Source organism: Klebsiella grimontii, assembly GCF_042137965.1.
Taxonomy (GTDB): Bacteria; Pseudomonadota; Gammaproteobacteria; order Enterobacterales; family Enterobacteriaceae; genus Klebsiella; species Klebsiella grimontii.
Window position 1 is genome coordinate 1,412,142 of sequence record NZ_CP169721.1, and the last position, 23,883, is coordinate 1,436,024.

The 23,883-nt window shown below is 54.4% G+C and carries 18 protein-coding genes; 10 read left to right on the top strand and 8 right to left on the bottom strand.

Features of this window, described 5'->3' with window-relative positions:
* Positions 1-29: 29 nt before the first annotated feature.
* On the top strand, positions 30-1,607 hold the full coding sequence (guaA, locus tag ACE3MN_RS06835) for a glutamine-hydrolyzing GMP synthase (protein WP_024359343.1): 1,578 nt from the start codon (positions 30-32) through the stop codon (positions 1,605-1,607).
* Between the two features lie 155 nt (positions 1,608-1,762).
* Here guaA and ACE3MN_RS06840 read toward each other — a convergent pair whose 3' ends face one another.
* Positions 1,763-2,959: an MFS transporter gene (locus ACE3MN_RS06840; protein WP_154914833.1), complete on the bottom strand. Its 1,197-nt coding sequence runs from the start codon at positions 2,957-2,959 to the stop codon at positions 1,763-1,765.
* A gap of 97 nt (positions 2,960-3,056) precedes the next feature.
* Between ACE3MN_RS06840 and ACE3MN_RS06845 the strand changes: the two genes are divergently transcribed.
* A complete protein-coding gene (locus tag ACE3MN_RS06845) occupies positions 3,057-3,944 on the top strand; it encodes a LysR family transcriptional regulator (protein WP_024359341.1) in 888 nt (295 codons plus the stop codon).
* 16 nt (positions 3,945-3,960) lie between these two features.
* Here ACE3MN_RS06845 and ACE3MN_RS06850 read toward each other — a convergent pair whose 3' ends face one another.
* The gene (locus tag ACE3MN_RS06850; protein WP_024359340.1) at positions 3,961-4,152 is read right to left on the bottom strand and encodes a YfgG family protein; all 192 of its coding nucleotides are present in this window, start codon (positions 4,150-4,152) and stop codon (positions 3,961-3,963) included.
* 370 nt (positions 4,153-4,522) lie between these two features.
* On the opposite strand from ACE3MN_RS06850, the gene ACE3MN_RS06855 reads away from it, so the two are divergent.
* Positions 4,523-6,745 (top strand): EAL domain-containing protein, encoded by a 2,223-nt coding sequence (locus ACE3MN_RS06855; RefSeq protein ID WP_049131347.1) that lies wholly within the window; start codon positions 4,523-4,525, stop codon positions 6,743-6,745.
* 37 nt (positions 6,746-6,782) lie between these two features.
* On the opposite strand, the gene ppx is transcribed toward ACE3MN_RS06855, so the two are convergent.
* Positions 6,783-8,324, bottom strand: a complete 1,542-nt coding sequence (gene ppx / locus ACE3MN_RS06860; RefSeq protein ID WP_004136480.1) for an exopolyphosphatase — start codon at positions 8,322-8,324, stop codon at positions 6,783-6,785.
* A 3-nt stretch (positions 8,325-8,327) separates the two neighbouring features.
* Entirely contained in the window at positions 8,328-10,388 is a 2,061-nt protein-coding gene (ppk1, locus tag ACE3MN_RS06865) for a polyphosphate kinase 1 (RefSeq protein ID WP_004123499.1), read from the bottom strand.
* 177 nt (positions 10,389-10,565) lie between these two features.
* On the opposite strand from ppk1, the gene ACE3MN_RS06870 reads away from it, so the two are divergent.
* The gene (locus tag ACE3MN_RS06870) at positions 10,566-12,239 is read left to right on the top strand and encodes a hypothetical protein (protein ID WP_024359338.1); all 1,674 of its coding nucleotides are present in this window, start codon (positions 10,566-10,568) and stop codon (positions 12,237-12,239) included.
* Positions 12,240-12,242: 3 nt separating this feature from the next.
* Here ACE3MN_RS06870 and ACE3MN_RS06875 read toward each other — a convergent pair whose 3' ends face one another.
* Both ACE3MN_RS06875 and ACE3MN_RS06880 read right to left on the bottom strand, forming a co-directional pair.
* The gene (locus ACE3MN_RS06875; protein ID WP_064410780.1) at positions 12,243-13,340 is read right to left on the bottom strand and encodes a glycoside hydrolase family 105 protein; all 1,098 of its coding nucleotides are present in this window, start codon (positions 13,338-13,340) and stop codon (positions 12,243-12,245) included.
* Positions 13,315-14,769, bottom strand: a complete 1,455-nt coding sequence (locus ACE3MN_RS06880) for an MFS transporter (RefSeq protein WP_049088330.1) — start codon at positions 14,767-14,769, stop codon at positions 13,315-13,317. Before ACE3MN_RS06880 ends, ACE3MN_RS06875 begins: the two co-directional genes overlap by 26 nt.
* A 422-nt stretch (positions 14,770-15,191) precedes the next feature.
* Between ACE3MN_RS06880 and ACE3MN_RS06885 the strand changes: the two genes are divergently transcribed.
* Positions 15,192-16,550, top strand: coding sequence for a glycoside hydrolase family 28 protein (locus ACE3MN_RS06885; protein ID WP_024359335.1), 1,359 nt, complete (start codon positions 15,192-15,194; stop codon positions 16,548-16,550).
* Positions 16,551-16,593: 43 nt separating this feature from the next.
* On the opposite strand, the gene purN is transcribed toward ACE3MN_RS06885, so the two are convergent.
* Together purN and purM are read right to left on the bottom strand one after the other, a co-directional pair.
* Positions 16,594-17,235, bottom strand: coding sequence for a phosphoribosylglycinamide formyltransferase (purN, locus tag ACE3MN_RS06890; protein WP_004853109.1), 642 nt, complete (start codon positions 17,233-17,235; stop codon positions 16,594-16,596).
* Positions 17,232-18,269: a phosphoribosylformylglycinamidine cyclo-ligase gene (gene purM / locus ACE3MN_RS06895; protein ID WP_024359334.1), complete on the bottom strand. Its 1,038-nt coding sequence runs from the start codon at positions 18,267-18,269 to the stop codon at positions 17,232-17,234. Before purM ends, purN begins: the two co-directional genes overlap by 4 nt.
* Positions 18,270-18,534: 265 nt before the next feature.
* Between purM and bglK the strand changes: the two genes are divergently transcribed.
* The 5 genes from bglK to ACE3MN_RS06920 all read left to right on the top strand — a co-directional run bounded on the left by bglK (position 18,535) and on the right by ACE3MN_RS06920 (position 23,859).
* The gene (bglK, locus tag ACE3MN_RS06900; protein ID WP_004136493.1) at positions 18,535-19,428 is read left to right on the top strand and encodes a beta-glucoside kinase BglK; all 894 of its coding nucleotides are present in this window, start codon (positions 18,535-18,537) and stop codon (positions 19,426-19,428) included.
* Between the two features lie 9 nt (positions 19,429-19,437).
* Positions 19,438-20,868 carry a 6-phospho-beta-glucosidase gene (locus tag ACE3MN_RS06905; RefSeq protein ID WP_004136494.1) on the top strand — a complete coding sequence of 477 codons (1,431 nt, stop codon included), beginning with the start codon at positions 19,438-19,440 and terminating at the stop codon, positions 20,866-20,868.
* Between the two features lie 182 nt (positions 20,869-21,050).
* Positions 21,051-21,677: a uracil phosphoribosyltransferase gene (upp, locus tag ACE3MN_RS06910; RefSeq protein WP_004123492.1), complete on the top strand. Its 627-nt coding sequence runs from the start codon at positions 21,051-21,053 to the stop codon at positions 21,675-21,677.
* Positions 21,678-21,772: 95 nt separating this feature from the next.
* Entirely contained in the window at positions 21,773-23,062 is a 1,290-nt protein-coding gene (uraA, locus tag ACE3MN_RS06915) for a uracil permease (protein WP_024359333.1), read from the top strand.
* Positions 23,063-23,157: 95 nt separating this feature from the next.
* Positions 23,158-23,859, top strand: coding sequence for a DnaA inactivator Hda (locus ACE3MN_RS06920; RefSeq protein ID WP_212739160.1), 702 nt, complete (start codon positions 23,158-23,160; stop codon positions 23,857-23,859).
* The last annotated feature ends 24 nt before the right edge of the window (positions 23,860-23,883 follow it).

A 23,883-nucleotide genomic window follows, 5' to 3' on the forward strand; every position in this document is an offset into this window, starting at 1 on the left:
CTGTATCACTTGCCTCGGAATTATCGTCAATGACGGATAACATTCATAAACATCGTATTCTTATCCTGGACTTCGGTTCTCAGTACACCCAGCTGGTTGCGCGTCGCGTTCGTGAATTAGGTGTCTATTGCGAACTGTGGGCATGGGACGTGACTGAAGCTCAAATTCGTGAGTTTAATCCTAACGGCATTATTCTTTCCGGCGGCCCGGAAAGCACCACCGAAGATAACAGCCCGCGCGCGCCGCAGTATGTCTTCGAAGCCGGCGTGCCGGTTTTCGGCGTATGCTACGGCATGCAGACCATGGCGATGCAGCTGGGCGGACACGTTGAAGCGTCTAATGAGCGTGAGTTTGGCTATGCCCAGGTTGAGGTTCAAACCGATAGCGCCCTGATCCACGGTATTGAAGATGCGCTGAGCGCGGATGGTAAGCCGATGCTGGACGTCTGGATGAGCCACGGCGACAAAGTCACCGCCATCCCGTCTGACTTCGTCACCGTTGCCAGCACCGAAACCTGCCCGTTCGCCATTATGGCTAACGAAGAGAAGCGCTTCTACGGCGTGCAGTTCCACCCGGAAGTGACCCACACCCGTCAGGGTCTGCGCATGCTGGAGCGTTTCGTACGCGATATCTGCCAGTGTGAGGCGCTATGGACGCCAGCCAAAATTATCGACGATGCTATTGAGCGCATTCGTCAGCAGGTTGGCGACGATAAAGTGATCCTCGGCCTCTCCGGCGGCGTGGATTCTTCCGTGACCGCCATGCTGCTGCACCGCGCCATCGGCAAAAATCTGACCTGCGTCTTCGTGGATAACGGTCTGCTGCGTCTGAACGAAGCCCAGCAGGTTATGGACATGTTCGGCGACCGTTTCGGCCTGAATATCGTTCACGTTGAAGGCGAGGCGCGTTTCCTGTCTGCGCTGGCGGGGGAAAACGATCCGGAAGCGAAGCGTAAAATCATTGGTCGCGTGTTCGTGGAAGTGTTTGACGAAGAAGCGCTGAAGCTGGAAGACGTTAAATGGCTGGCGCAGGGCACGATCTACCCTGACGTCATCGAATCCGCCGCTTCCGCAACCGGTAAGGCGCACGTCATCAAATCTCACCACAACGTGGGCGGCCTGCCGAAAGAGATGAAGATGGGCCTCGTTGAGCCGCTGCGCGAGCTGTTCAAAGATGAAGTGCGTAAGATTGGCCTCGAGCTGGGTCTGCCGTACGACATGCTGTACCGTCACCCGTTCCCGGGCCCGGGTCTGGGCGTGCGCGTGCTGGGCGAAGTGAAGAAAGAGTACTGCGACCTGCTGCGTCGCGCGGACGCAATTTTCATCGAAGAGCTGCACAAAGCTGACCTGTACAACAAAGTGAGCCAGGCGTTCACCGTGTTCCTGCCGGTTCGCTCCGTCGGCGTCATGGGCGATGGCCGTAAGTACGACTGGGTGGTCTCCCTGCGTGCCGTCGAAACCATCGACTTTATGACCGCGCACTGGGCGCACCTACCGTATGATTTCTTAGGCCGCGTGTCCAACCGCATCATCAATGAAGTCAACGGTATTTCCCGCGTGGTGTATGACATCAGCGGTAAGCCGCCGGCGACCATTGAGTGGGAATAAAATTTATTCTTTGTGTTAATTGAATAAAATAATGCCATTAGTGATTGACGTCATTAATGGCATTTTTTATAGGAATTACCGTAACTTACGGCATCCTCTAAAACGATGAATACGGTTTGTCTTACCGATAAATCAAAGTCACCGGATTCATACTGTTAGCCCCGTTCTTCAATCTCCGCGGGCGTCTTCTCACGGTGATCCCATGCAATTGACATCGCCAGGCCGAAAACCACCAGCGCCAGCGCGGCGGAAACCGCTAAACTGCCCCTCATCCCAAGATGATGATTTAGCCACGCGTAGACAAACGGCGAGGCGGCGGCCAGCAGCTGCGCGGGAATCAACAGAATGCCGGTTCGCCGGGCATAATCCTCCGCGGCGAAAAGCTGCAGCGGCAGGGTGGCTTTAAATACGGTCGTCAGGCCGTTGATCGCGCCGTAACCCAGTACAAATCCGCCGGCCGCCCAGGAGAGATAAGACCCGCTCAGACCGAGCGCAAAGCAGAGCGGCATCACCAGGGTGGTCAATAGCGTTAACCTTAACGGCGTAAGGGCGGAACCGGACGCTACTTCGAGAAAGCGCGCGCCGGTTTGCCCAATCCCCCACAGCATTCCCACTGCGACAGGCAGCCCGACGCTGGCGATAAACTCCGGGAGATGCGTCGAGGTACCGTTGGAAACGAAGGTCACCAGCGCAATCAGCGACGCGTAGAGCAGGGCGGAGCGCTTATCGCGGCCGGAGAGCCGCTGGCGTTTAATTGTCCGCCGGGGGGAGGGCAATTTATGATTTGGCATTTTCCACAGCAGCATAGCGCTAAGCAGGCCGAACAGGGTATAGATCAGCAGCGCATGCCGCCAGCCCATCAGCGTCAGCAACCCTGCCCCGAGCGGCCAGAACAGAGCCGAAGCCAGCCCTCCGGCCAGCGTCACGCGCGAAATGGTGAGTCTGGCGCTTTGCCCATAACTATTCACCAGCGCGGCGAACAGCGCGTCATAGAGCGCCAGGCGCATGCCGACTCCGGTCAAGGCCCAGGCGGCAAACCAGGCCGACAGGCTATGAACGTAAGCCATGATCAGGCAGCCTGCTGAAATCATCAGCGTACCTGTGACCACTATCCGTTGGCCGCCAAAGTGGGCCAGTAGCCGGGCGACAAACGGGGAGAGCATCGCCATCATCAGCATGGCGATAGTCAGGCCAAAGTAGATTTCCGTTGCGGCCCAGCCGGTTTCATGGGCGATAGCCCTGGCGAAAGTGCCGGGCATATAAAACGATATGCCCCAATTAATCAGTTGGTTGCACCCGGCGGCAAGCGTGACAAAGCCCGGCGCGGAGAGTGATTTTGTAGGTGTATCCATGATCGTCCATTTTGTTACGCTGTTGTCGCAGCATACCCTGCACGCTATTGTGGAGGCAGGCCGGTCCATTTATGACCCTTATAAGAGAAACTTTGTGATGACGACGCTCAATCTGGGAAATCTGGCGACGTTCCGCCTGGTGGTACAGCGCGGAAGCTTCTCAGCCGCAGCTGACCTGCTAGGGCTGTCGCAGCCAGCGGTAAGCCTACAGGTACGTCAGCTGGAACAATTTCTGCAGACCAGACTGCTGGAGCGCACCGGGCGGGGCATTAAGGCGACGGCGGCCGGAATCGCCTTGCTGGCGCATAGCGATCGAATTGAGCAGGCGGTGAGCGCAGCGGTGCAATCGGTTAGCGAATTCAACCGGGAAATTAGCGGTTCGGTGACGCTGGGGAGCGGGGCAACCGCCTGTATCCATCTGTTACCTTCGCTGTTGCAGAAGCTGCATCAGGATCATCCTCTGCTGACGGTGAAGGTCACGGTCGGCAATACGCTGGAAGTGGTTCGGGCTATCGAAGAGAATCGGCTCGATCTCGGGCTTTGTACGCTGCCGGCGAACGGACGCAGCCTGGCGGTAACGCCGGTATTAGATGAAGAGTTTGTCTGTATTTTTAGCGATGGACAGGACGAGCCGCCCTTGCCGCTGACGCCAGAAATACTGCAATCCTTGCCGTTAATTGCCTTTGAAGCGGGAAGTGGAACCCGGGATCTGATTGATGGCTGGTTTCGTCATGATGGACTGATGGTTGTGCCCGTCATGCAGTTAGGCAGCATTGAGGCAATTAAGCGTATGGTGCGCGCGGGACTGGGGTACAGCATTGTGCCGCGTATGGCGGTAGAGCATCCGCAGGATCGCATCGGCCTGAATGTGCAATCGTTGACTCCGCTGCTGTATCGCCAGCTAGGCGTCGTCATGCGCCAGGATAAAATCATCAGCAAAGGCATTGCTGAAGTGCTGCGTTTGCTACCTCAAATCGGTTGCTGAACGCGGTACGCAGCGCTTACTTTTGCACAGGCGTTTTCAGCGAGTCGGAAGGATCAACGGTGATGGTGGATTGTTGCGACTGCTTTTTATCCTGATGATGATACCAGGCGCCGATGGAGGAGTAGACAAAGCGTCCAAAGAAGAAGATAAAGCTGATAAGCAGTACGATACGGGTCATGCGACGGTTAAATCGATGTCGTTTACGCATACTGGGTGCCTGACTCACAAAAGGTTCCTTAAAGTATACCCAAAAGATGGGCGATGTGCGTATTAAGGCACAGTAAAGCGGAAGGGTCAATTGATGAGGATGTAAAAATCCCAGGGATAAAACATTAATTAATGTTATATAAGATAATCCTCGTATTTACATGCTTTCTGCTTATCGCAGATTGATGTTAAAAAAAAGGCATTATTAATATTAGCCTCGAGATTTCTTGATTTATATCAATCGTCTATTTTTTTCGACAACTAAAATCACCAGCCAGTTCCGCGTTGTTATTCCTTGCGCGATAATGAAGGTTGGTTGGATGCCCGCCTGAATATACCCTGCAGGATTTAGGGTTATCCGTAGAGCATCTATGAAAATAATTAAACTGTACAGGCAATATCGGGATAAATGGTGGGCGTTGCCGCTGATCTTGCCTGTTCTTTTACTCCCTCTGGCAAGATGGGCTAACACCGATGCATTACTCGATGGTAATGAAGTTTATCTTTACTATTTACCCCTGGCGTTAGTACTGAGCCTGATGCTGTTTTTCGGCTGGGCCGCTTTGCCGGGAATCGTTCTCGGTTTGTTGCTTACCATTACGCGCGGCATGACGCTGGAAGATTCCATCGGCGTGATTTTTCATTTTCTTATTCCGACGGTTCTTTCCTGGGGCGGGTATCGCGTTTTTGTCCCGCGCAGGCAGCAAATCTCGCATGGCAATGTGAGACTGATGCCTCAGAGATTGGTCTGGCAGATGCTGCTACCATCGCTGATCTTCCTTGTTCTTTCCCAACTCGCTGAGTACCTTGGAATTCATCCCCGCGCTACTGGGTTGATTGGTGTTAATCCCTTAAGCTTGCGTTCGCTTATCACCTTTCAGGCCCTTATGGCTGGGTGCTTGACCGGCGTGCCGTTATGCTATTTTCTTATTCGAATTATCCGCAACCCTCTCTATATTCGAGGGTTTGTTTCTCAGATTCGCCTGCAGATCGATCCAAAAATAAAACGCTTAGAATTTATTTTATGGGCGGCAGTGCTGATCATTTTATTGGTGCTGCTATTAATGCCGTTGAATAGTACGAGCACTATTTTTAGCACAAATTATACCTTGTCTTTACTTATGCCAGTGATGCTTTGGGGCGCTATGCGCTTTGGTTATCGCTTCATTTCATTGGTCTGGTCTCCTGTTTTAATTGTTATAATTCACTTTCATAATCAATATCTCCCACATTCACCGATTTACAACAATCAGCTGGCTATTACCTCCTCCAGCTATCTGGTGTTTTCATTTATTATCGCCTATATGGCGATGCTGGCGACGCAGCAGAGAATTTTTTATGCGCGCATGCGCAGGATGGCCTTCATGGATCCGGTTGTACGCTTGCCCAATATTCGGGCGCTGAGCCGGGCGTTAAATAAATCCTCCTGGTCAGTGTTGTGCTTCTTACGCATTCCTGAGCTGGAAATATTAGGCCGCCATTACGGCGTTCTGTTGCGTATCCAGTACAAGCAGCTGCTGGCCGAGTCACTCAGCGAGCTATTGCAGAGTGGGGAGGATATCTATCAGATGGCCGGGCATGAGCTGGTAGTCCATCTGAACAGCGAAGAGCATCAGCAGCGAATCCCCCTGCTTTATGAGCATCTCAAAAAGTTTCGTTTTGTCTGGAATGGCATGCCTTTGCAGCCACCCGTGGGGTTCAGCTATTGCAACGTTCGCTCTCCGGTGATTCATCTGCATTTACTGCTGGGTGAACTCAGCAGCGCGGCCGACCTTTCCCTCGCCACCGGCAGTCCTGAAAATTTACAGCGTCGCGGAGCCATCAATACGCAACAGGAGCTGAAAGACAAAGTCACTATAATGAATCAGCTGGTGAAGGCGCTGGAGCAGGATCGCTTCATGCTGATGGCGCAACCCATTGTCGGCATCCGGGGGGATAGCTACCACGAAGTTCTGCTCAGGATGCTGAACGACGATGATGAAGTCATCATGCCGGATACCTTTTTACCGGTGGCGCACGAGTTTGGACTGTCGGCGCGTATTGATAGCTGGGTCCTTGAACATACGCTCATCTTTATGGACAAGCGGCGCAAAAAGCTTCCGGGAATGCGTCTGGCGATAAATATCTCACCTTTTTCTGTGAGTAACAGCCATTTCCATCAGCAGGTAAAAACGCTGCTGGAGCATTATGACATCGAACCCTGGCAGATTATTTTTGAGCTGACGGAGAACCATTCGCTGACCAATCCCGAACAAGCGCGGAAAACCCTCGCGCAGCTTCAGGACCTGGGCTGTCGGGTCGCGATTGATGATTTTGGCACCGGCTATGCCAGCTACGCGCGGCTGAAAACGATGAATGCGGATCTGCTGAAAATTGACGGCAGTTTTATTCGTAACCTGGTGACCAGTAGTCTGGACTATCAGGCCGTTGCCTCTATTTGCCTTCTTGCGAGAATGAAAAATATGCAGGTGGTGGCTGAATATGTCGAAACGCCAGAGATTCGTCAGGCCGTGGTTTCACTGGGGATTGATTACATGCAGGGCTATGATATCGGCAAACCGGCCCCGCTTGAGGCGTTGGGTGAGGATGAATAAACGAATGGGCCGGAAAGTCCGGCCCACATGAGTGAAGCTAGCTTGTCGCGTCAGGCTTCTCTTCTTCGCTGATTTTCAGCCACCAGTCAGGCACGCCTTCCCAGTACTCCTGCTCTTTTTCCAGATCGAGTAATACCAGCGCATTCTGGCTAAACCAGTCATGCGGGAAGGTCAGCGTCCAGTGGTTCGCCTCGGTTTTCAGCGTAAGGGTTGGCGGCGTGGTCGTCGCCTGTCGCTGGTTATTCAGCAGCACCCCAAGGCGCAGCAGCTGTATTAACGGCAGAAACTGCTTTTTCTTAAACAGCGTGAAACGCGGTAAATCATCCAGCTTAATCGCTTTACGATGATAGCGAACTAAGGTGGCCATCAGCATCTGCTGTTCCTGATTAAAGCCCGGCAGATCGCTGTTTTGCAGGATATAAGCCGAATGACGGTGCATGCCGCTGTGGTTAATATTTAAGCCGACTTCATGCAGCATCGTCGCCCATTTCAGCAGCGCCGCCAGATGAGGGTTCGCAAGCTTAGGGTTCTGCTCCTGCCATTGCTCAAAAATATGCGTGGTGGTCTCCAGTACCCGACGCGCCTGCTCGCGGTCGATATTGTACTGGTTCGCCAGGCTTTGCGCGGTGCGGCTACGGATATCCTGGTGACGGAAACGTCCTTCCATCTCGTACAGTACGCCTTCGCGCAGCGCGCCGTCGGATAAGCGCAGCTCTTTAATCGCCAGCGCGTCAAACACCCCGCAGAGAATCGCCAGGCCGGGCGCAAAAACGGCTTTACGATCTTCCGAGAGCCCGGGCAGGCTCAGCGAGTCGAAGTTTTTATACTTCAGCAGCTCTTCGACCAGCATCTCGAGGCGCTCGGGAGTGATGAACCCGTCTTTCTCGCCCATGGCCACCAGCACTTCGTGGGCGGCTTTAATGGTGCCCGACGCGCCGAGGGCGACGTTCCACCCCTGGATGCGGAACTGCCACGCCAGGGTTTCCAGCTTTTGCACGGCCGACAGACGCGCGCGCTGGAAATTCTCTTTGTTGATGACGCCGCCAGCAAAGTAGGCCTGAGAGAAGCTCACGCAGCCCATACGGCGGCTTTCCACCAGGCGAGGCTCGAAATCCTCGCCGATCACCAGCTCGGTAGAGCCGCCGCCGATATCGATGACCAGCTTACGGCCTCGCTCCGGCTGCGTATGCTCCACGCCCATAAAAATCAGACGCGCTTCCTCGTTGCCGGGGATGATTTCAATGGGGTAGGGGATGACCTGCTCCGCGCGCTTGAGGAACTCTGCGGCGTTTGTCGCCTGGCGCAGCGTGTGCGTGCCGACGATGCACACGCTGGACGGGTCAAAACCCTGCAGGCGCTCGGCGAACAGCGACAGGCAGTTCAGCCCGCGCGTCATAGCCTCTTCGCTCAGTACAGAGTTTTCATCCAGACCGTCGGCCAGATGTACGCGCTGTTTCAGACGACCGATGATCTGCATTGCCCCGTCAACGACGCGGGCGATCACCATATGAAAACTGTTCGAACCGAGGTCGACCGCAGCGAACTCCTGCGGCCGAGGGGCATTATCGTTTATTGGCATAGGTTAGTCGGGCTGTTCAAGTGATTTGAGGTAGTCGTATATCGCCATCTGTGCACGGACTTTACGGCGATTGCCGCGCGGCACGTAGCGATTGCTCAGTTCTTTATCAAGATAGCGCGCTTTCACCGTATCGTTGAAGAGGAGATCGAAAATATCCAGCACCCGCTGTTTCAGCCGCGGATCCAGCAGCGGCGCGGCAACTTCGATACGATAGTCAATATTGCGCGTCATCCAGTCCGCCGACGATAGCCAAACCTGCTTATCGCCGCCGTTTTCAAAGCAATAAACCCGGTCATGCTCAAGGAAACGGTCAACAATGCTGGTCACGCGAATGTTTTCGCTGATGCCTTCGAGGCCGGGGATCAGCGAGCACATGCCGCGAATAAGTAAATTAACCGGCACGCCGGAGCTAGACGCGGCATAGAGACGGTCTACCAGGCCTTTATCGACGAGGTTGTTCAGCTTCAGCATGATCCCCGACGGCTGGCCATTCTGCGCGTTGGCTATTTCGCGATCGATCATCTCATAAAGCAGGCGACGCGAGTTTTGTGGCGACACCAGCAGATAATCGAAGCTGACCGGGCGGTAGGGGTTTTCAATAAAGTTAAATACCCGGCGGACTTCATTGGTGATGCGCGCATCGGCGGTCAGCAGCGAGTAGTCGGTGTAAAGCCGCGCGGTTTTTTCGTTGAAGTTTCCGGTACCGATATGCGCATAGCGAACGACTTCATCGCCCTCTTTTCGCGAAACCAGGAACAGCTTGGCGTGGATCTTGAGGCCCGGCGCGGAGAAGATAACGTGCACGCCGGCTTCGGTCAGGCGCTTAGCCCAATGAATATTGGCTTCTTCATCGAAACGCGCCTGCAGCTCCACGACCACCGTCACTTTCTTACCGTTGTGGGCGGCATGAATCATCGAATCGATAATCCGTGAATCTTTCGCGACGCGGTAGATGTTGATTTTGATAGCCAGCACGCTTGGGTCGAAAGAGGCCTGGCGCAGCAGCTCAAGGACGTGTTCAAACGTATGGTACGGGTAGTACAGCAGCACGTCGCGTTCGCGAATCGCGTCAAAGCCGTTACGGAATTTATCGAACCACAGATGGCGCAGACGCGGCATCGGTTTATTGACCAGATTAGCTTTGCCGACGTTCGGGAAGCCGATAAAGTCTTTAAAGTTGTGGTAACGACCGCCCGGCAGCATCGAATCGTAGTTGGAGATGGAGAGCTTATCGCGCAGCATTTCGACCATTGCGTCCGGCATGTCGCGCTGATAAACGAAGCGCACCGGCTCGGCGGTCAGACGCTGTTTCAGGCTGGAGGACATCAGCTCCATCAGGCTCGATTCCATCTCGTGCACCAGATCGTATTCGGCGTCACGGGTCATTTTCATCGAGTAGGCGTTCAGCGCGTCGTAATCGAAAAAGCCCTTGAAGATATCATCCAGGCAGTATCGCAGGATATTATCTAGCAAAATCATTGGCTTGCGCCGGCGAGGCGCTTCCGGCGGCAGGTTCACAAAACGCGGCACCTTGTCAGACGGAATCTCCAGCAGCGCGTAATTGATGGTATCCCCGCGAATAATTTCGACGGCCAGGTAGGTGTAATCATCCTTCAGAAACTGCACCAGATCCGTTTCGCGATTAATCAGAATTGGCGTGATGTGCTGACGAAGATACAGCTTGAAGTAGTTACGCAGCCAGGACTGCTGGTTGACGGAGAGCTGGCGTTCGTTGATCAGGAAAATCTGGTTACGCGCCATTTCCAGCAGCAGCTCGTTGTATAAGCCGTCAAATTCCTGATCGGCCTTAAGCACGCGAGCCTGGATTTTGCCTAGCAGGTGACGAGAGTGGGCGGTACTGCCTTGTTCTTCGCTAATGATGATGCGGCGCTTAAGTTCGGCGAACCGCACTTTATAGAATTCATCGAGGTTGTTGGAGTAAATTCCCAAAAAGCGCATGCGCTCAATCAGCGGGTTGCTTTTGTCCGCCGCTTCCTGAAGTACGCGTTCGTTAAAGGACAACCAGCTGAGTTCTTTTTCGATGTATAGCTTTTCCTGGCCCATTACAGCTCACACTCCGGTTGATGTATGTTGCTTTTTCATTATGGCGAGCTTTGCCACTGAATGTCCAATTATGTCAAAGAAGTATGACTGTTTTCTTGCAGTATATAGCGAAGAAAAACAGACGATTTTCACGACATACGTTATGGTCAAGGCAAGGTGAGATTCAGGAGCAAAACCATGTGGGAGACGCGGGCGTTAGAACTGAATAATCAGGATATATGGAACTGGTCATCGGTATGCAATCTGGTCAGGTATGCCTCTCAGCACGGCTTTAATACTATCGTGGTGGGGCAGGCAGATCTCTTCGGTAAGCTGGTGTCCCCGAAGGGATATACGCCTTTTCACTATAACGATAGCGTTTCCAGTCAGCAGCGAGCGCGCTGTGTCTACCTTAATCGTCTCGCCATGTATTGCCGCGAGCAGGGGCTGCGATTTTATTTACAGGCGAAAGAGCTGGGGTTCCCAACGGAATTGCTGTTGTCGCATAAGTATCTGCTGGATAACCAGCAAGGGATCCTTTTTGATGTCGATTTCTGGAGCCGCTGGCTGACAGACAAAATTCGCGGCGTTTGTCAGGGAATTCCAGCGTTAACGGGGTTAATTATTGCGCTTTCCAGCACCGATGGTTTATTGCCGATTACGCGTCCTAAATGGGATATAAACGCCAGGGATGAGCCTGAAAATGCCCGGCAACCGTCGCAAAGCTTTGTGCTCTATCGCCGTTGTTTTCAGGCGCTGAGCCAGGTGGTTAGCGCGCAAAATAAACATCTGGTTTTACGGGTTTTCCCTGCAAGTAATGATGATCTTGGCACCGTTCTCGATGCTATCGAGCCGCTTCCGCCAACCGTTTCGGTATCGATCAAGTTAACGCCAGAACGTTTCTGGCCAGCATTTCCAAATAATCCCGCGCTGCTTCAGGTCACTCTGCGCGACGTCTGGGTTGATATTGATTTAGCCGGCGAAGAGGTGGGTTGGGGCGTTATGCCTTTCTTGCGCATCGATGAGTTAAAAGGCCGACTGCTGTGGTGCCAAAGCGCGAATCCCAGAATCACCGGTGCGATATGCAAAACCAGTTGGGAGAGCGTTGATAACCACTGGATACCGGAAACGTTAAGCGAATGCAATTTGTTTGCCTGTAGCCAGCTGTTAGGTCATGGCGCGGGAAAGACCCAGGAGCAGCTGTTGGATCTCTGGCTGGCTGAGCGTTACGGCTGGTGCCCCGATGTTTCAGTCGCCCGCCGTTTTCAGCAGCTACTGGAGCAGGCAACGGAGCTGCTTTACCAGGCGATTTACGTCCGCGATCACGTTTTTCACCGCCATAGTCAGCTACCGGAAAGCTATGGTCAGGCCGTATGGAGTTTGTACAGCCAGCTGGCGCGCGATCACTGGCTGCCGGGGTCGGCCCAGGACATCCACTTCACGCGTGACGATCCGCAAAAATCGATGGAAAACCTCACGCGAATTGCGCAAGAGAAGGATGAGGTCGCGGCAGAGGCCCTGAAACTATGCGCGCAGGCGCTGGAGTTTGCCGAGAATGCCGCGTTTCCCGCGGCGCTCTATCGGCTCTGGCAGAATGAATGGCGAGGGCTGGCGCTCTACTGTCAGCTGTTCACGCATGCGCAGAAGGCTTTTTTTACGCTGCATTTTGCTCGTGAGGTGGAGAATAGCTGGAGTATGAGAGAAATCTGCCATATCAACGTGCAGGCGTTGTATCAGGGGGCATCCGAAATGGAGATGCTTTGCCAGCAGATGCGCGAAGCATCGCCTGGGTTTCATATTATGTTCGATGCGGGTCGGGTTCGTAGCCTGGCTGATAGCCTGAGCAGCGAACTGTCGGCGCTCAGGCATTAGGTATTACCGCGTGCGGTATAAAGCCTCGACCAGGCTGAGTATCGCCAGCGCCTGGCCATATGGCATCGCGGTCAGGGGGATCCGCCGGTAATGGTCAAGATCGTGTCCCATTGCCGTGCCAAATGAGACCTGGGTTAATTCCCCCTCCGGCGAGATATGCTCAATAATGCCTGCAATTGCTCGTTCGGCAACGGGCAGATAGCGGTCGTCGAGGTAGCCGAGACGTATCGCTTTCAGGATACCGGCTGCGAATCCCCCCGTTGCTGAGGCTTCAGCGTAGCTTGTGGCATCATCTAATAGCGTCGGCCATAGCCCGTTTTCACATTGATAGCGGGCGAGGGCGGATACCTGGCCCTGCAGGATGTTACAGAGCTGGCGATAGAAGGCGTCATGCTCATCAAGATTGAGCATTTCCAGCAGTTCAGGAATCGCCAATGTTATCCAGCTATTACCGCGAGCCCATAGCGCCCCGGCAAAATGGTGCCTGCCGTTGAAGTTCCAGCCGTGAAACCATAAACCGCTTTTTCTGTCCGTAAGGTAGTGAAGGTGCTGTAGAAATTGAAATTTTGCTTCTTCTACCCAGTAAGGTTTTTGCAATAAAAGCCCAAGCCTGGCCAGAGGCAGAACCGCCATCATCAAGGTGTCATCCCAGATTTGCTGATAATGCGCGTTTTCGTAGGTGACATGCTGCATGCAGCCTTCATCAGTACGTGGAATCTGACGATAAAGCGCATCTCCCCAAACTTCCAGATACGCGCGCCATTCGTGACGAGCGTCCTGCTGGTAGCGACCGGCAAGCGTCAAAAAAGGGATCGCGGTGTTAATATTTTTCTCTGGCGTTCCTTCGGCGAAGCGGGCGCTGAACCAGTCGTCAATAATCTGCCTGGCGCGAGACGATCCGGTAAGTTCATGGTAGCGGTAGAGACCAAACAAGCCGATGCCATGTGTCCATTCCCATCCCGCCCAGCCTTTTGTGTCAATCACGCGCCCGTCAGGCAGGCGCTGCAGGAATTGACCGCTGTCATCCTGAATAGCGGTGAGGCTATCGATCAGTTTTTCGATAAGAAGGATGAGTTCAGGATGGCTTATTTTCTGCGACATAGTGATTCCCTTGTGTTGTCGTTTCAGCAATGTGCTGCCAGTGGGTATTCATATGCGGATGTCCGGTAAGCAGCTCTACGGTTTGTCGTACCTGCGTTGATGCATCTTCTGGTTTACCGCCAGACCGCAGACGCTCTAGCTCGCAGGTCAGCGTCTGATGACACTCCTGGCTTAGACGAAAGCGAAACGCGCCGTACATCGCCAGCAGAGTGAGTAAACCCGGTCCGATAAGGAATACCCACCAGATGCCGTTTAGCGCGGCGGCATCTTGCGATTCAGCGCCTTTGGTAAAGCCAAACGCCTCCAGCGCCAGTCCGACAATAAACAGGGCTAGCGCCTGGGAAAATTTGCGCGTTAGCATCATGACGCCCGCGTAAATGCCTTCACGTCTGACGCCGGTATAAGCTTCATCCACATCAGGTAAAAAGTTGTAGACGTTCCATGGGATAAGATAGGTTCCGCCGCGTGCGATACCCATCACGATGGCTCCACCCAATAAGAGCCATGACAAATGACTTATGGAGGCGGAAAGCTGGCTGAACCACAATAAGGCGCACATAATCAATCCAATCGCCAATTTGTAGGCGTTGCCGTTGCCGATGCGAATACAAAGCCAGGTAAAGAAAGGGATGGCAAAAAATTGAAATAGCGTCATCAGGCTCATTGCCTGGGAAGCTAAGGATGCGCCGACCTGAAGTACGTAGGTGAGATAGTGCATAAACAGCGAGCCGAAAATATCCAGGGCGACGGCTCCGCCCACGTACATCATGATGTGAATGCGAAAAGTACGTAAACGGAAAGTTGAAGCCATCTCTCGATACAGCGAGATAAGTGTTTTTCCCATCCCGCGCTGAGCCGAAGGCGGCGGCAGATTCTCCCGCTCCCAGGTTCCCCGCCAAACGAAGATCCACGGTAGGGCGAAGAGTACGGAAAAGACCAGGCCGATATATAAAAATGCCTGCGATTTATCGGCGACGTGCGCCAAAATTTGTCCTGGGATAAGTGCAGATAAAAACGCTGTCGCCTGGGCAAATAGCATCCGCGCGCCAGACATTTTTGAACGCAGATCGTAACGCGATGTCATCTCCGCGGGCAGCGTATCGTAGGGCACCATCAAGAGAGTAAAAACGGTGCTGAATAACAAATAAGTGCCAAGATACCAGGCATAGCCAAAACCGCTTACCCACATCAGGGCAAAGCAAAAAGAGAGCGGCGCGCCGATAATAAAGAATAGTCGGCGTCGCCCCCAGCGCGTGCGAATATTGTCGGTGATATAACCCATGATCGGGTCGGTGATGCCATCCCAAATTTTGGCGATCGCAAAGATGGATGCGGCGGCGGCGGGAGAAAGACCCGCCACTTCAATATAAAAATAAAGCAGCCAAAGCCCGGTGATCGTCATTGCGCCGCTGCCGAAGATATCGCCCATCCCCCAGCAGAGAATATTGCGTGTTTTTACTTCCCGTGGTGCCGTTACTGTCCTCGTCATTTTTCCTGTCTCTTCTGTCAGTAAAGAGGAAGTAGCACAGTAAAAGAGGTGAAAATTTTGCGGAATCGTCATCAAGTCGCTTTTGTTAAGAACTGAGAGCGAGGCGTTGAAAGCGGATTAAATGAAATAAATAGCGTGATATGGCCAGCAGTATTCGCACGGGCGAAAAAATGAAATGTGATGTCCATCGCTATTTCTGCGGAAGATGGGAGAAGAAATGTGTGCTTAATCACAGATGAACAGCGGGAAAAAAGGGAGTTGTGAGAATGCCGACAGATTACCTATGTCAGGGCTGTTTTGCCCTACGGCGATCGATAATGACTGTGTTCAGATAGCTTTCCCGTTTCATCTCAGGAAAACCTATGAACATTTTTCTTTCAAACTGGCACCCGCACGCAGATGGTATGACTCGCGACACTGAGATTTTTCAAAAAGCGCTGGATACCTTATCGCAAGCGGGCGGCGGTACGCTGGTGGTGGAAAGTGGAAAATATTACCTTGGCGGGTTACGCATGGGGTCAAATACCTGCCTGTGGTTGTCACCCGGTGCGGAACTCATCGTCAGCGATAATTATGCTGACTTCACCCAGGCGGTGGCCTTAAGCCGCGCAGAGTGCTCCGACCGGGCTTTTCTCTATGCCCGGGATGCCGAAAATATCTCGATTTGTGGGGGCGGTACTATTTACGGTAATGCCGATGGTTGGTTCTCCTCATCGGTTGACGATATGGGCTATCGCACGCCCGCCGAACAGCGACCGCGCATCATTCTTCTGGAAAATTGCCAGCGGGTCAGGCTGGAAAATATCCGTGTACACCATGCGCCGATGTGGACCATTCATCTTGTTTCGTGTTCACAGGTGGTGATTGATGGCATTAGCGTTGATAACGATCTGACCATGGCGAATACTGATGCGCTGGATATCGATAGCTGTCAGCAGGTACATATTGCTAATAGTTTTTTTAGTGCGGCGGACGATGCAATTTGTCTGAAAACCACCGATAAACCGGCGGCTATCCAACGACCTTTACGTCAAGTGACAATCGTCAATTGTACCCTGCGCTCAAAAAGCTGCGCTTTTAAAATCGGCACGGAAACCTGGCAAGATATTGAAGATATTGTGGTCAGCAATTGCACTATCTTTGATTCGAATCGCGGTATTGGCCTGATTTCACGCGATGGTGGCCGGCTACGAAGAATGCTCTTTACCAGCATGACTTTTGCGTGTGTGGCGGCGCCAGCCTGTCACTGGGGGGAGGCGGACCCGATTTTCCTCTCCGCGCGTCGCAGGCATCCGCAGATCGAGCCCGGTGAGATTACGCAAATCCAGTTTCGCGGGCTTAGCGGAGAATGTGAAGGCGCCATCAATATGCACAGTGAAACCCCAGCCACGATCAATCGAATACGACTTGAGAATATTCAGCTTACCCAGCGGCTGCATCGCCACGGCTGGCAGGGGAATTATGATATTCGTCCGCCTTGTAATCCTCTTTCGCCAACAGGAATGGGTATCGATAACGCCTGGTGCCTCAATCCAGAGACGGGAAAGGCCTGGGGAGTCGAACCCTATCCTGGAGGGCTACCCGTCCTGTTTGCGCAAGGGGTTTCCGATTTGGTCGTCAGAGGACTTGATTGGCAGCGTCCAGTCCCCCTACCGGCAGGCTGGAACACGCAAGCGCTGTGTCTGGAAAAGTGCGAGCGGTCATCGGTGCGGGAAGCCTGAGCCAATGAAAAACGCCTCCAGCGGACGCCAGAGGCGGGAAAGTTTACTCTTCTGCCGCGTATCCCTGCGGCGGAAGAGGAACATTGTCAAGCCAGGCTTCGTTGCCCTCCGCGCGCAGGCGGCCGTCGACAAACCAGCTGATAGCCAGGGGGTAGATATCGTGTTCCTGAGCTTGTACGCGGGCGGTGATGTCGTCTTCGGTATCTTCAGCGAACACCGGTACCTTAGCCTGCAGAACCACCGGGCCTCCGTCCAATTCGTCAGTGACGAAATGCACCGATGTTCCGTGCTCTTCATCACCATTTTCCAGCGCCTGGCGATGGGTGTGCAGCCCCGGATACTTTGGCAGCAGGGAAGGGTGGATATTCAGCATACGCCCCTGATAGTGGGCGACAAAAGCCGGGCTAAGAATCCGCATGTAGCCGGCCAGCACCACCAGATCCGGCGCGTAAGCATCGATCTCGTGCATCAGCTCGCGGTCAAAGGCTTCCCGGTTGGCAAACTGGCTGGCGGCGAGCGCGTGAGCCGGAATATTGGCCGCGCGCGCGCGCTCAAGGCCGAACGCGTCGGCCTTGTTGCTGAAGACTGCACGCAGGGTGCCGTTGATTTTCTTCCGGGCGCAGGCGTCAATGATCGCCTGCAGGTTGCTACCGTTACCGGAAATCAGCACCACGATGTTTTTCATTCAATGACCACACGCTGTTCGGAATCAGAGGTTTTGATATACCCTATTTTCCACGCGCTTTCACCTTTGTCGTTCAGGAAGGCAACGGCTTTATCCGCCGCTTCCGCCGGCAGCGCGATAACCATGCCAACGCCGCAGTTAAAGGTGCGATACATTTCGTGGCTGCTGACGTTACCGGCGGTTTGCAGCCAGTTGAACACGTCCGGCCACTGCCAGGAGGATTCATCGATGACTGCCTGAGTGTTGTCCGGCAGGACGCGCGGGATGTTTTCCCAGAAGCCGCCGCCGGTCAGGTGGGCGATGGCGTGCACGTCGAGGTTGGCAATCAGGTCGAGTACGGATTTCACATAAATGCGGGTCGGCGCCAGCAGATGGTCGGCCAGCGGTTTACCGTTGAGATCGGTGGTTTGCGGGTCAACGCCGCTGACTTCGATAATTTTGCGCACCAGAGAGTAGCCGTTCGAGTGCGGGCCGCTGGAAGCCAGCGCCACCAGCACGTCGCCGTCGGCCACTTTGCTACCGTCGATAATTTCTGATTTTTCTACTACGCCGACGCAGAAACCAGCCACATCATAGTCTTCGCCGTGGTACATGCCCGGCATTTCCGCCGTCTCGCCGCCCACCAGCGCGCAGCCCGACTGCAGGCAGCCTTCAGCGATGCCGCTGATTACGCTCGCCGCGGTATCGACATCCAGTTTGCCGGTGGCGTAGTAATCCAGGAAGAACAGCGGCTCTGCGCCCTGAACCACAAGGTCGTTTACGCACATGGCGACCAGGTCGATACCGATAGTGTCGTGACGCTTCAGGTCCATCGCCAGACGCAGCTTGGTACCGACGCCGTCGGTGCCGGAGACCAGAACCGGTTCGCGATACTTCTGCGGCAGCGCGCACAGCGCGCCGAATCCGCCCAGTCCACCCATCACTTCCGGGCGACGGGTTTTCTTCACCACGCCCTTAATACGGTCGACGAGAGCGTTGCCTGCATCAATATCCACGCCGGCATCTTTATAGCTGAGAGAGGTTTTATCGGTCACTGCGAAGTCTCCACGCGTTTGCGGTAGCAATAAAAAACGGCGCAATTCTAACAGGGATAGCAAACGTTTGCGAGCCTGCTTTGCAGTCGACGTAAAACGGCCGTTAAGTGCGCAAATTTGATACTGTTCACGAAAATGAAACCGGGTACAGTCTTCTGCTTGCCAGCGTTGCCGGGAATAATCATCATGCCACTGAAACCGGTTTCTTTTGTGCTGCAAGCAGAGAGAAACCGTGAATTTGATGGATTCTGGAGGAAAGCTGAGGATGAAAATTGCCGCATTTGATATCGGTGGCACGGCGTTAAAAATGGGGGTAATGACGCGCGAAGGCACGCTGCTGGAGAAAGGAAAGCAGACCATCATCGACAGCGACGGCGACCAGATCCTGCAGGCGATGCTGGTGTGGATCGCCGCGCACCCGGCGTGCGAAGGGGTGGCCATCAGCGCGCCCGGCTACGTTAACCCGCATACCGGCTTTATCGAAATGGGCGGCGCCATCCGTAAATTCGATAACTTCGCCATCAAGGACTGGCTTGAGCAGCAGGTGCGCCTGCCCGTGGCCATTGAGAACGATGCTAACTGCGTACTGCTGGCCGAGCGCTGGCGGGGTAAAGCCGCCGACATGAGCAACTTTCTGGTCCTGACCATCGGCACCGGCATCGGCGGGGCGATTTTCTGTAATAACCAGCTGGTCCACGGCGCGCGCTTCCGCGCCGGCGAGTTCGGCTATATGCAAACCGCGCGTCCGGGTACCCGCGATGTGCGGCGCTATTCGATGAATGAAAACTGCACGCTGCGCGTGCTGCGCCATCGCTACGCTGAGCATATCGGTAAGGCGCTGGATGACGTCACTGGCGAAGAGATTTTTGACCGCTACGATGCGGGCGACGCCATCTGTCGACGTCTGGTCGCGGAATTCTTTAACGGCCTGGGCACCGGACTATATAACCTCGTTAACTTATTCGACCCGCAAACGATTTTGATCGGCGGCGGGATTGTGGAACGGCCGGGCTTTCTGGCGCTGCTGCGCGAACATCTGGCCTGGTTTGGCATTGCGGAATATATCGACACCGTTAGCCACGGCAACGATGCCGGGCTGGTAGGCGCGGTTTACCATTTCAATCAGCAATACCGGTCGCATAGCGGCGACTGCGCATAGGGAGAGAACATGTCTGGATTTAAAGAAGGTTTTCTGTGGGGCGGCGCGGTGGCGGCGCATCAGCTGGAAGGCGGCTGGAAAGAGGGCGGTAAAGGGGTTAGCGTCGCCGACGTGATGACCGCAGGCGCGCACGGCGTACCGCGCGAAATCACCGATGGCGTGTTGCCGGGGAAAAACTACCCCAACCACGAGGCGATCGATTTTTATCATCGCTATAAAGACGACATTCAGCTGTTTGCCGAAATGGGCTTCAAGTGCTTCCGTACCTCTATCGCCTGGACGCGCATCTTTCCGCTGGGCGATGAGCAAGAGCCTAACGAAGCCGGGCTGCAGTTTTACGACGACCTGTTCGATGAGTGCCGCAAGCACGGCATCGAGCCGGTGATTACGCTCTCCCACTTCGAAATGCCGTACCATCTGGTGACGGAGTACGGCGGCTGGCGTAACCGTAAACTGATTGATTTCTTCGTCCGCTTTGCCCAGGTGGTGTTTACCCGCTACCAGCATAAAGTGAAGTACTGGATGACCTTCAATGAGATCAATAACCAGGCCAACTTCCACGAGGATTTTGCGCCGTTTACCAACTCCGGACTGAAATATCTGCCGGGAGAGGACCGCGAGCCGGTTATGTATCAGGCGGCGCACTATGAACTGGTCGCCAGCGCGCTGGCGGTTAAAGCCGCTCGCGAAATTAACCCGTCATTGTGGGTTGGCTGCATGATCGCCATGTGCCCGATTTACCCGCTGAGCTGCGCGCCCAACGACATGATGATGGCGATGAACGCCATGCACCGCCGCTACTGGTTTACCGATGTTCACGTCCGCGGCCGCTACCCGCAGCATCTGCTGAACTACTTCGAGCGCCGCGGATTTGCGCTGGATATCACCGAAGAAGACCGCGTGGCGCTGACCCAGGGCTGCGTCGACTATATCGGCTTTAGCTACTATATGTCGTTCGCCACGAAAGCAACGGATGACAACCCGCAGCTGGATTATGATGAAAGCAAGAGCCTGGTCTCTAACCCGTACGTGCAGAAGTCAGATTGGGGCTGGCAGATTGATCCGGTCGGGCTGCGCTACTCCCTGAACTGGTTCTGGGATCACTATCAGCTGCCGCTGTTTATCGTCGAGAACGGCTTCGGCGCCATTGATGTTCGCGAAGCGGACGGTTCGGTGGATGACCAGTATCGAATCGACTATCTCTCTGCCCATATCGCCGAGATGAAAAAAGCGGTCGTTGAGGATGGCGTGGACCTGATGGGCTACACCCCATGGGGCTGTATCGACCTGGTCTCCGCGGGAACCGGTGAGATGAAAAAACGCTACGGCTTTATCTATGTAGATAAGGACAATGAGGGCAACGGCACGCTGGCGCGTAGCCGCAAGAAATCTTTTGCCTGGTATCAGCAGGTTATCGGCAGCAACGGCGACAAGCTATAAAACTGCCGTAAAGCCCCATCCAGCCCCGCCTTCGCGGGGTTTTTTTATTTTGTCTTATACTGGCTCAGGCAGCGTAAAGCATTTTGGTTGATCCCGGTCAAACATATCGGCTATGGCGTAAAAGGTAAAAGGCGGTATAATCCGGCGATTTTTTTGTGGCTGCCCCTCAGAGGAGAAAGAGAATGAAGATCGTGGAAGTGAAACACCCACTCGTCAAACACAAGCTGGGCCTGATGCGTGAGCACGACATCAGCACCAAACGCTTCCGTGAACTCGCCTCAGAAGTTGGCAGCTTACTGACTTATGAAGCAACTTCCGATCTGGCGACTGAAAAAGTCACCATCGAAGGCTGGAACGGCCCGGTAGAAATTGAGCAGATCAAAGGCAAGAAAATTACCGTTGTGCCGATTCTGCGCGCGGGTCTGGGAATGATGGAAGGCGTGCTTGAGCACGTACCCAGCGCGCGCATCAGCGTGGTGGGCATCTACCGTAACGAAGAGACCCTTGAGCCGGTTCCTTACTTCCAGAAGCTGGTATCTAATATCGACGAACGCATGGCGCTGGTGGTTGACCCGATGCTGGCAACCGGCGGTTCAATGATCGCCACCATCGACCTGCTGAAAAAAGCGGGCTGCAGCAGCATTAAGGTGCTGGTTCTGGTGGCGGCCCCGGAAGGCATCGCCGCGCTGGAAAAAGCGCATCCGGACGTTGAGCTGTACACCGCGTCCATTGACCAGGGCCTGAACGAGCACGGATACATTATTCCGGGGCTCGGCGACGCCGGCGATAAGATTTTTGGTACGAAATAATTGATGAAGTAGAAAAAGCCGACTTTGAGAGTCGGCTTTTTTTTGAATAAAACACACCAACAGCAATCAACAAACGACTCTCAGAGGAAAATGCCATGACGCGCCGTGCTATCGGGGTGAGTGAAAGACCGCCGCTTTTACAGACAATCCCGCTTAGTTTGCAACATCTGTTCGCCATGTTTGGCGCAACGGTACTGGTGCCCGTTCTGTTCCATATCAACCCGGCTACGGTACTGCTGTTTAACGGCATCGGAACGCTGTTATATCTTTTCATCTGCAAAGGCAAAATTCCGGCTTATCTTGGATCGAGCTTTGCGTTTATCTCTCCGGTGCTGCTTTTGCTGCCGCTAGGTTACGAAGTCGCTCTCGGCGGATTCATCATGTGCGGCGTGCTGTTTTGCATCGTCTCCTTTATCGTCAAAAAAGCTGGAACCGGCTGGCTGGACGTGATGTTCCCGCCGGCGGCGATGGGGGCGATTGTCGCGGTTATCGGCCTGGAGCTGGCGGGCGTCGCGGCGAACATGGCCGGTTTGCTGCCCGCTGACGGGCAATCGCCGGACAGCAAAACCATCATTATTTCGATGGTGACGCTGGCGGTGACGGTTTTCGGTTCGGTGCTGTTCCGCGGTTTCCTGGCGATTATCCCGATTTTAATCGGCGTGCTGGTCGGCTACGCGCTCTCCTTCGTGATGGGCGTCGTCGATACCACGCCCATCGCCGATGCCCACTGGTTCGCGCTGCCGACCTTCTACACCCCGCGCTTTGAATGGTTTGCGATTTTCACCATTCTGCCCGCCGCGCTGGTGGTGATCGCCGAACACGTTGGACATCTGGTGGTGACGGCCAATATCGTCAAAAAAGATCTGATCCGCGATCCGGGCCTGCATCGTTCAATGTTTGCCAACGGCCTGTCTACGGTGATCTCCGGCTTCTTTGGCTCAACGCCAAACACCACCTACGGTGAGAACATTGGCGTGATGGCGATCACCCGCGTCTACAGCACCTGGGTTATCGGCGGCGCGGCGATCATCGCGATTCTGCTCTCCTGCGTCGGCAAGCTGGCGGCGGCGATCCAGATTATCCCGCTGCCGGTAATGGGCGGCGTTTCGCTGCTGCTGTACGGGGTCATCGGCGCATCCGGGATTCGCGTGCTGATCGAATCTAAAGTCGATTACAACAAGGCGCAGAACCTGATTCTGACCTCCGTTATCCTGATCATCGGCGTCAGCGGCGCGAAAGTGCATATCGGCGCCGCTGAGCTGAAAGGCATGGCGCTGGCGACCATTGTCGGCATCGGCCTGAGCCTGATCTTCAAGCTGATAAGCGTGCTGCGTCCGGAAGAGGTGGTCCTCGACGCTGTGGATAGCGAAGAAGCAAAACATTGATCCCTATACCGGGCGGCGATCCCGCCCGGTTCTCTCCTTGCCTATTTCTGTGCTAAACTCTCCGCGTTTTTCTGCAAGCCTATGTTGAGGTCCATCTGAACGCACCGGCACAGCTCTCTTTGCCACTGTATCTTCCCGATGATGAAACTTTCGCGAGTTTCTGGCCGGGTGATAACCCTTCTCTTCTTGCTGCCCTTCAGAACGTGCTGCGGCAGGATCATAGCGGATACATCTATATCTGGTCACGGGAAGGGGCGGGGCGCAGCCATCTTCTGCACGCGGCCTGCGCGGAACTCTCCCAGCGCGGCGATGCGGTGGGCTACGTTCCGCTGGATAAACGGACGTGGTTCGTTCCTGAAGTGCTGGATGGAATGGAACAGCTGTCGCTGGTTTGCATCGATAATATTGAATGCGTGGCGGGCGATGAACTGTGGGAAATGGCGATTTTCGACCTCTACAACCGCATCCTCGAGTCTGGTAAAACCCGGCTGCTGATCACCGGCGATCGACCGCCGCGCCAGCTTAATCTCGGGTTGCCGGATCTGGCCTCGCGTCTCGACTGGGGGCAAATCTACAAGCTGCAGCCGCTGTCGGATGAAGATAAGCTCCAGGCGCTTCAGCTGCGCGCCAGGCTGCGCGGTTTCGAAATGCCGGAAGACGTCTGCCGCTTCCTGCTCAAGCGCCTGGATCGCGAAATGCGTTCGCTATTTATGACCCTCGATCAGCTCGATCGCGCTTCGATTACCGCCCAGCGCAAGCTGACCATTCCTTTTGTAAAAGAGATCCTCAAGCTTTAGCAGAGCTGCGGCTTGAGGCTCCTC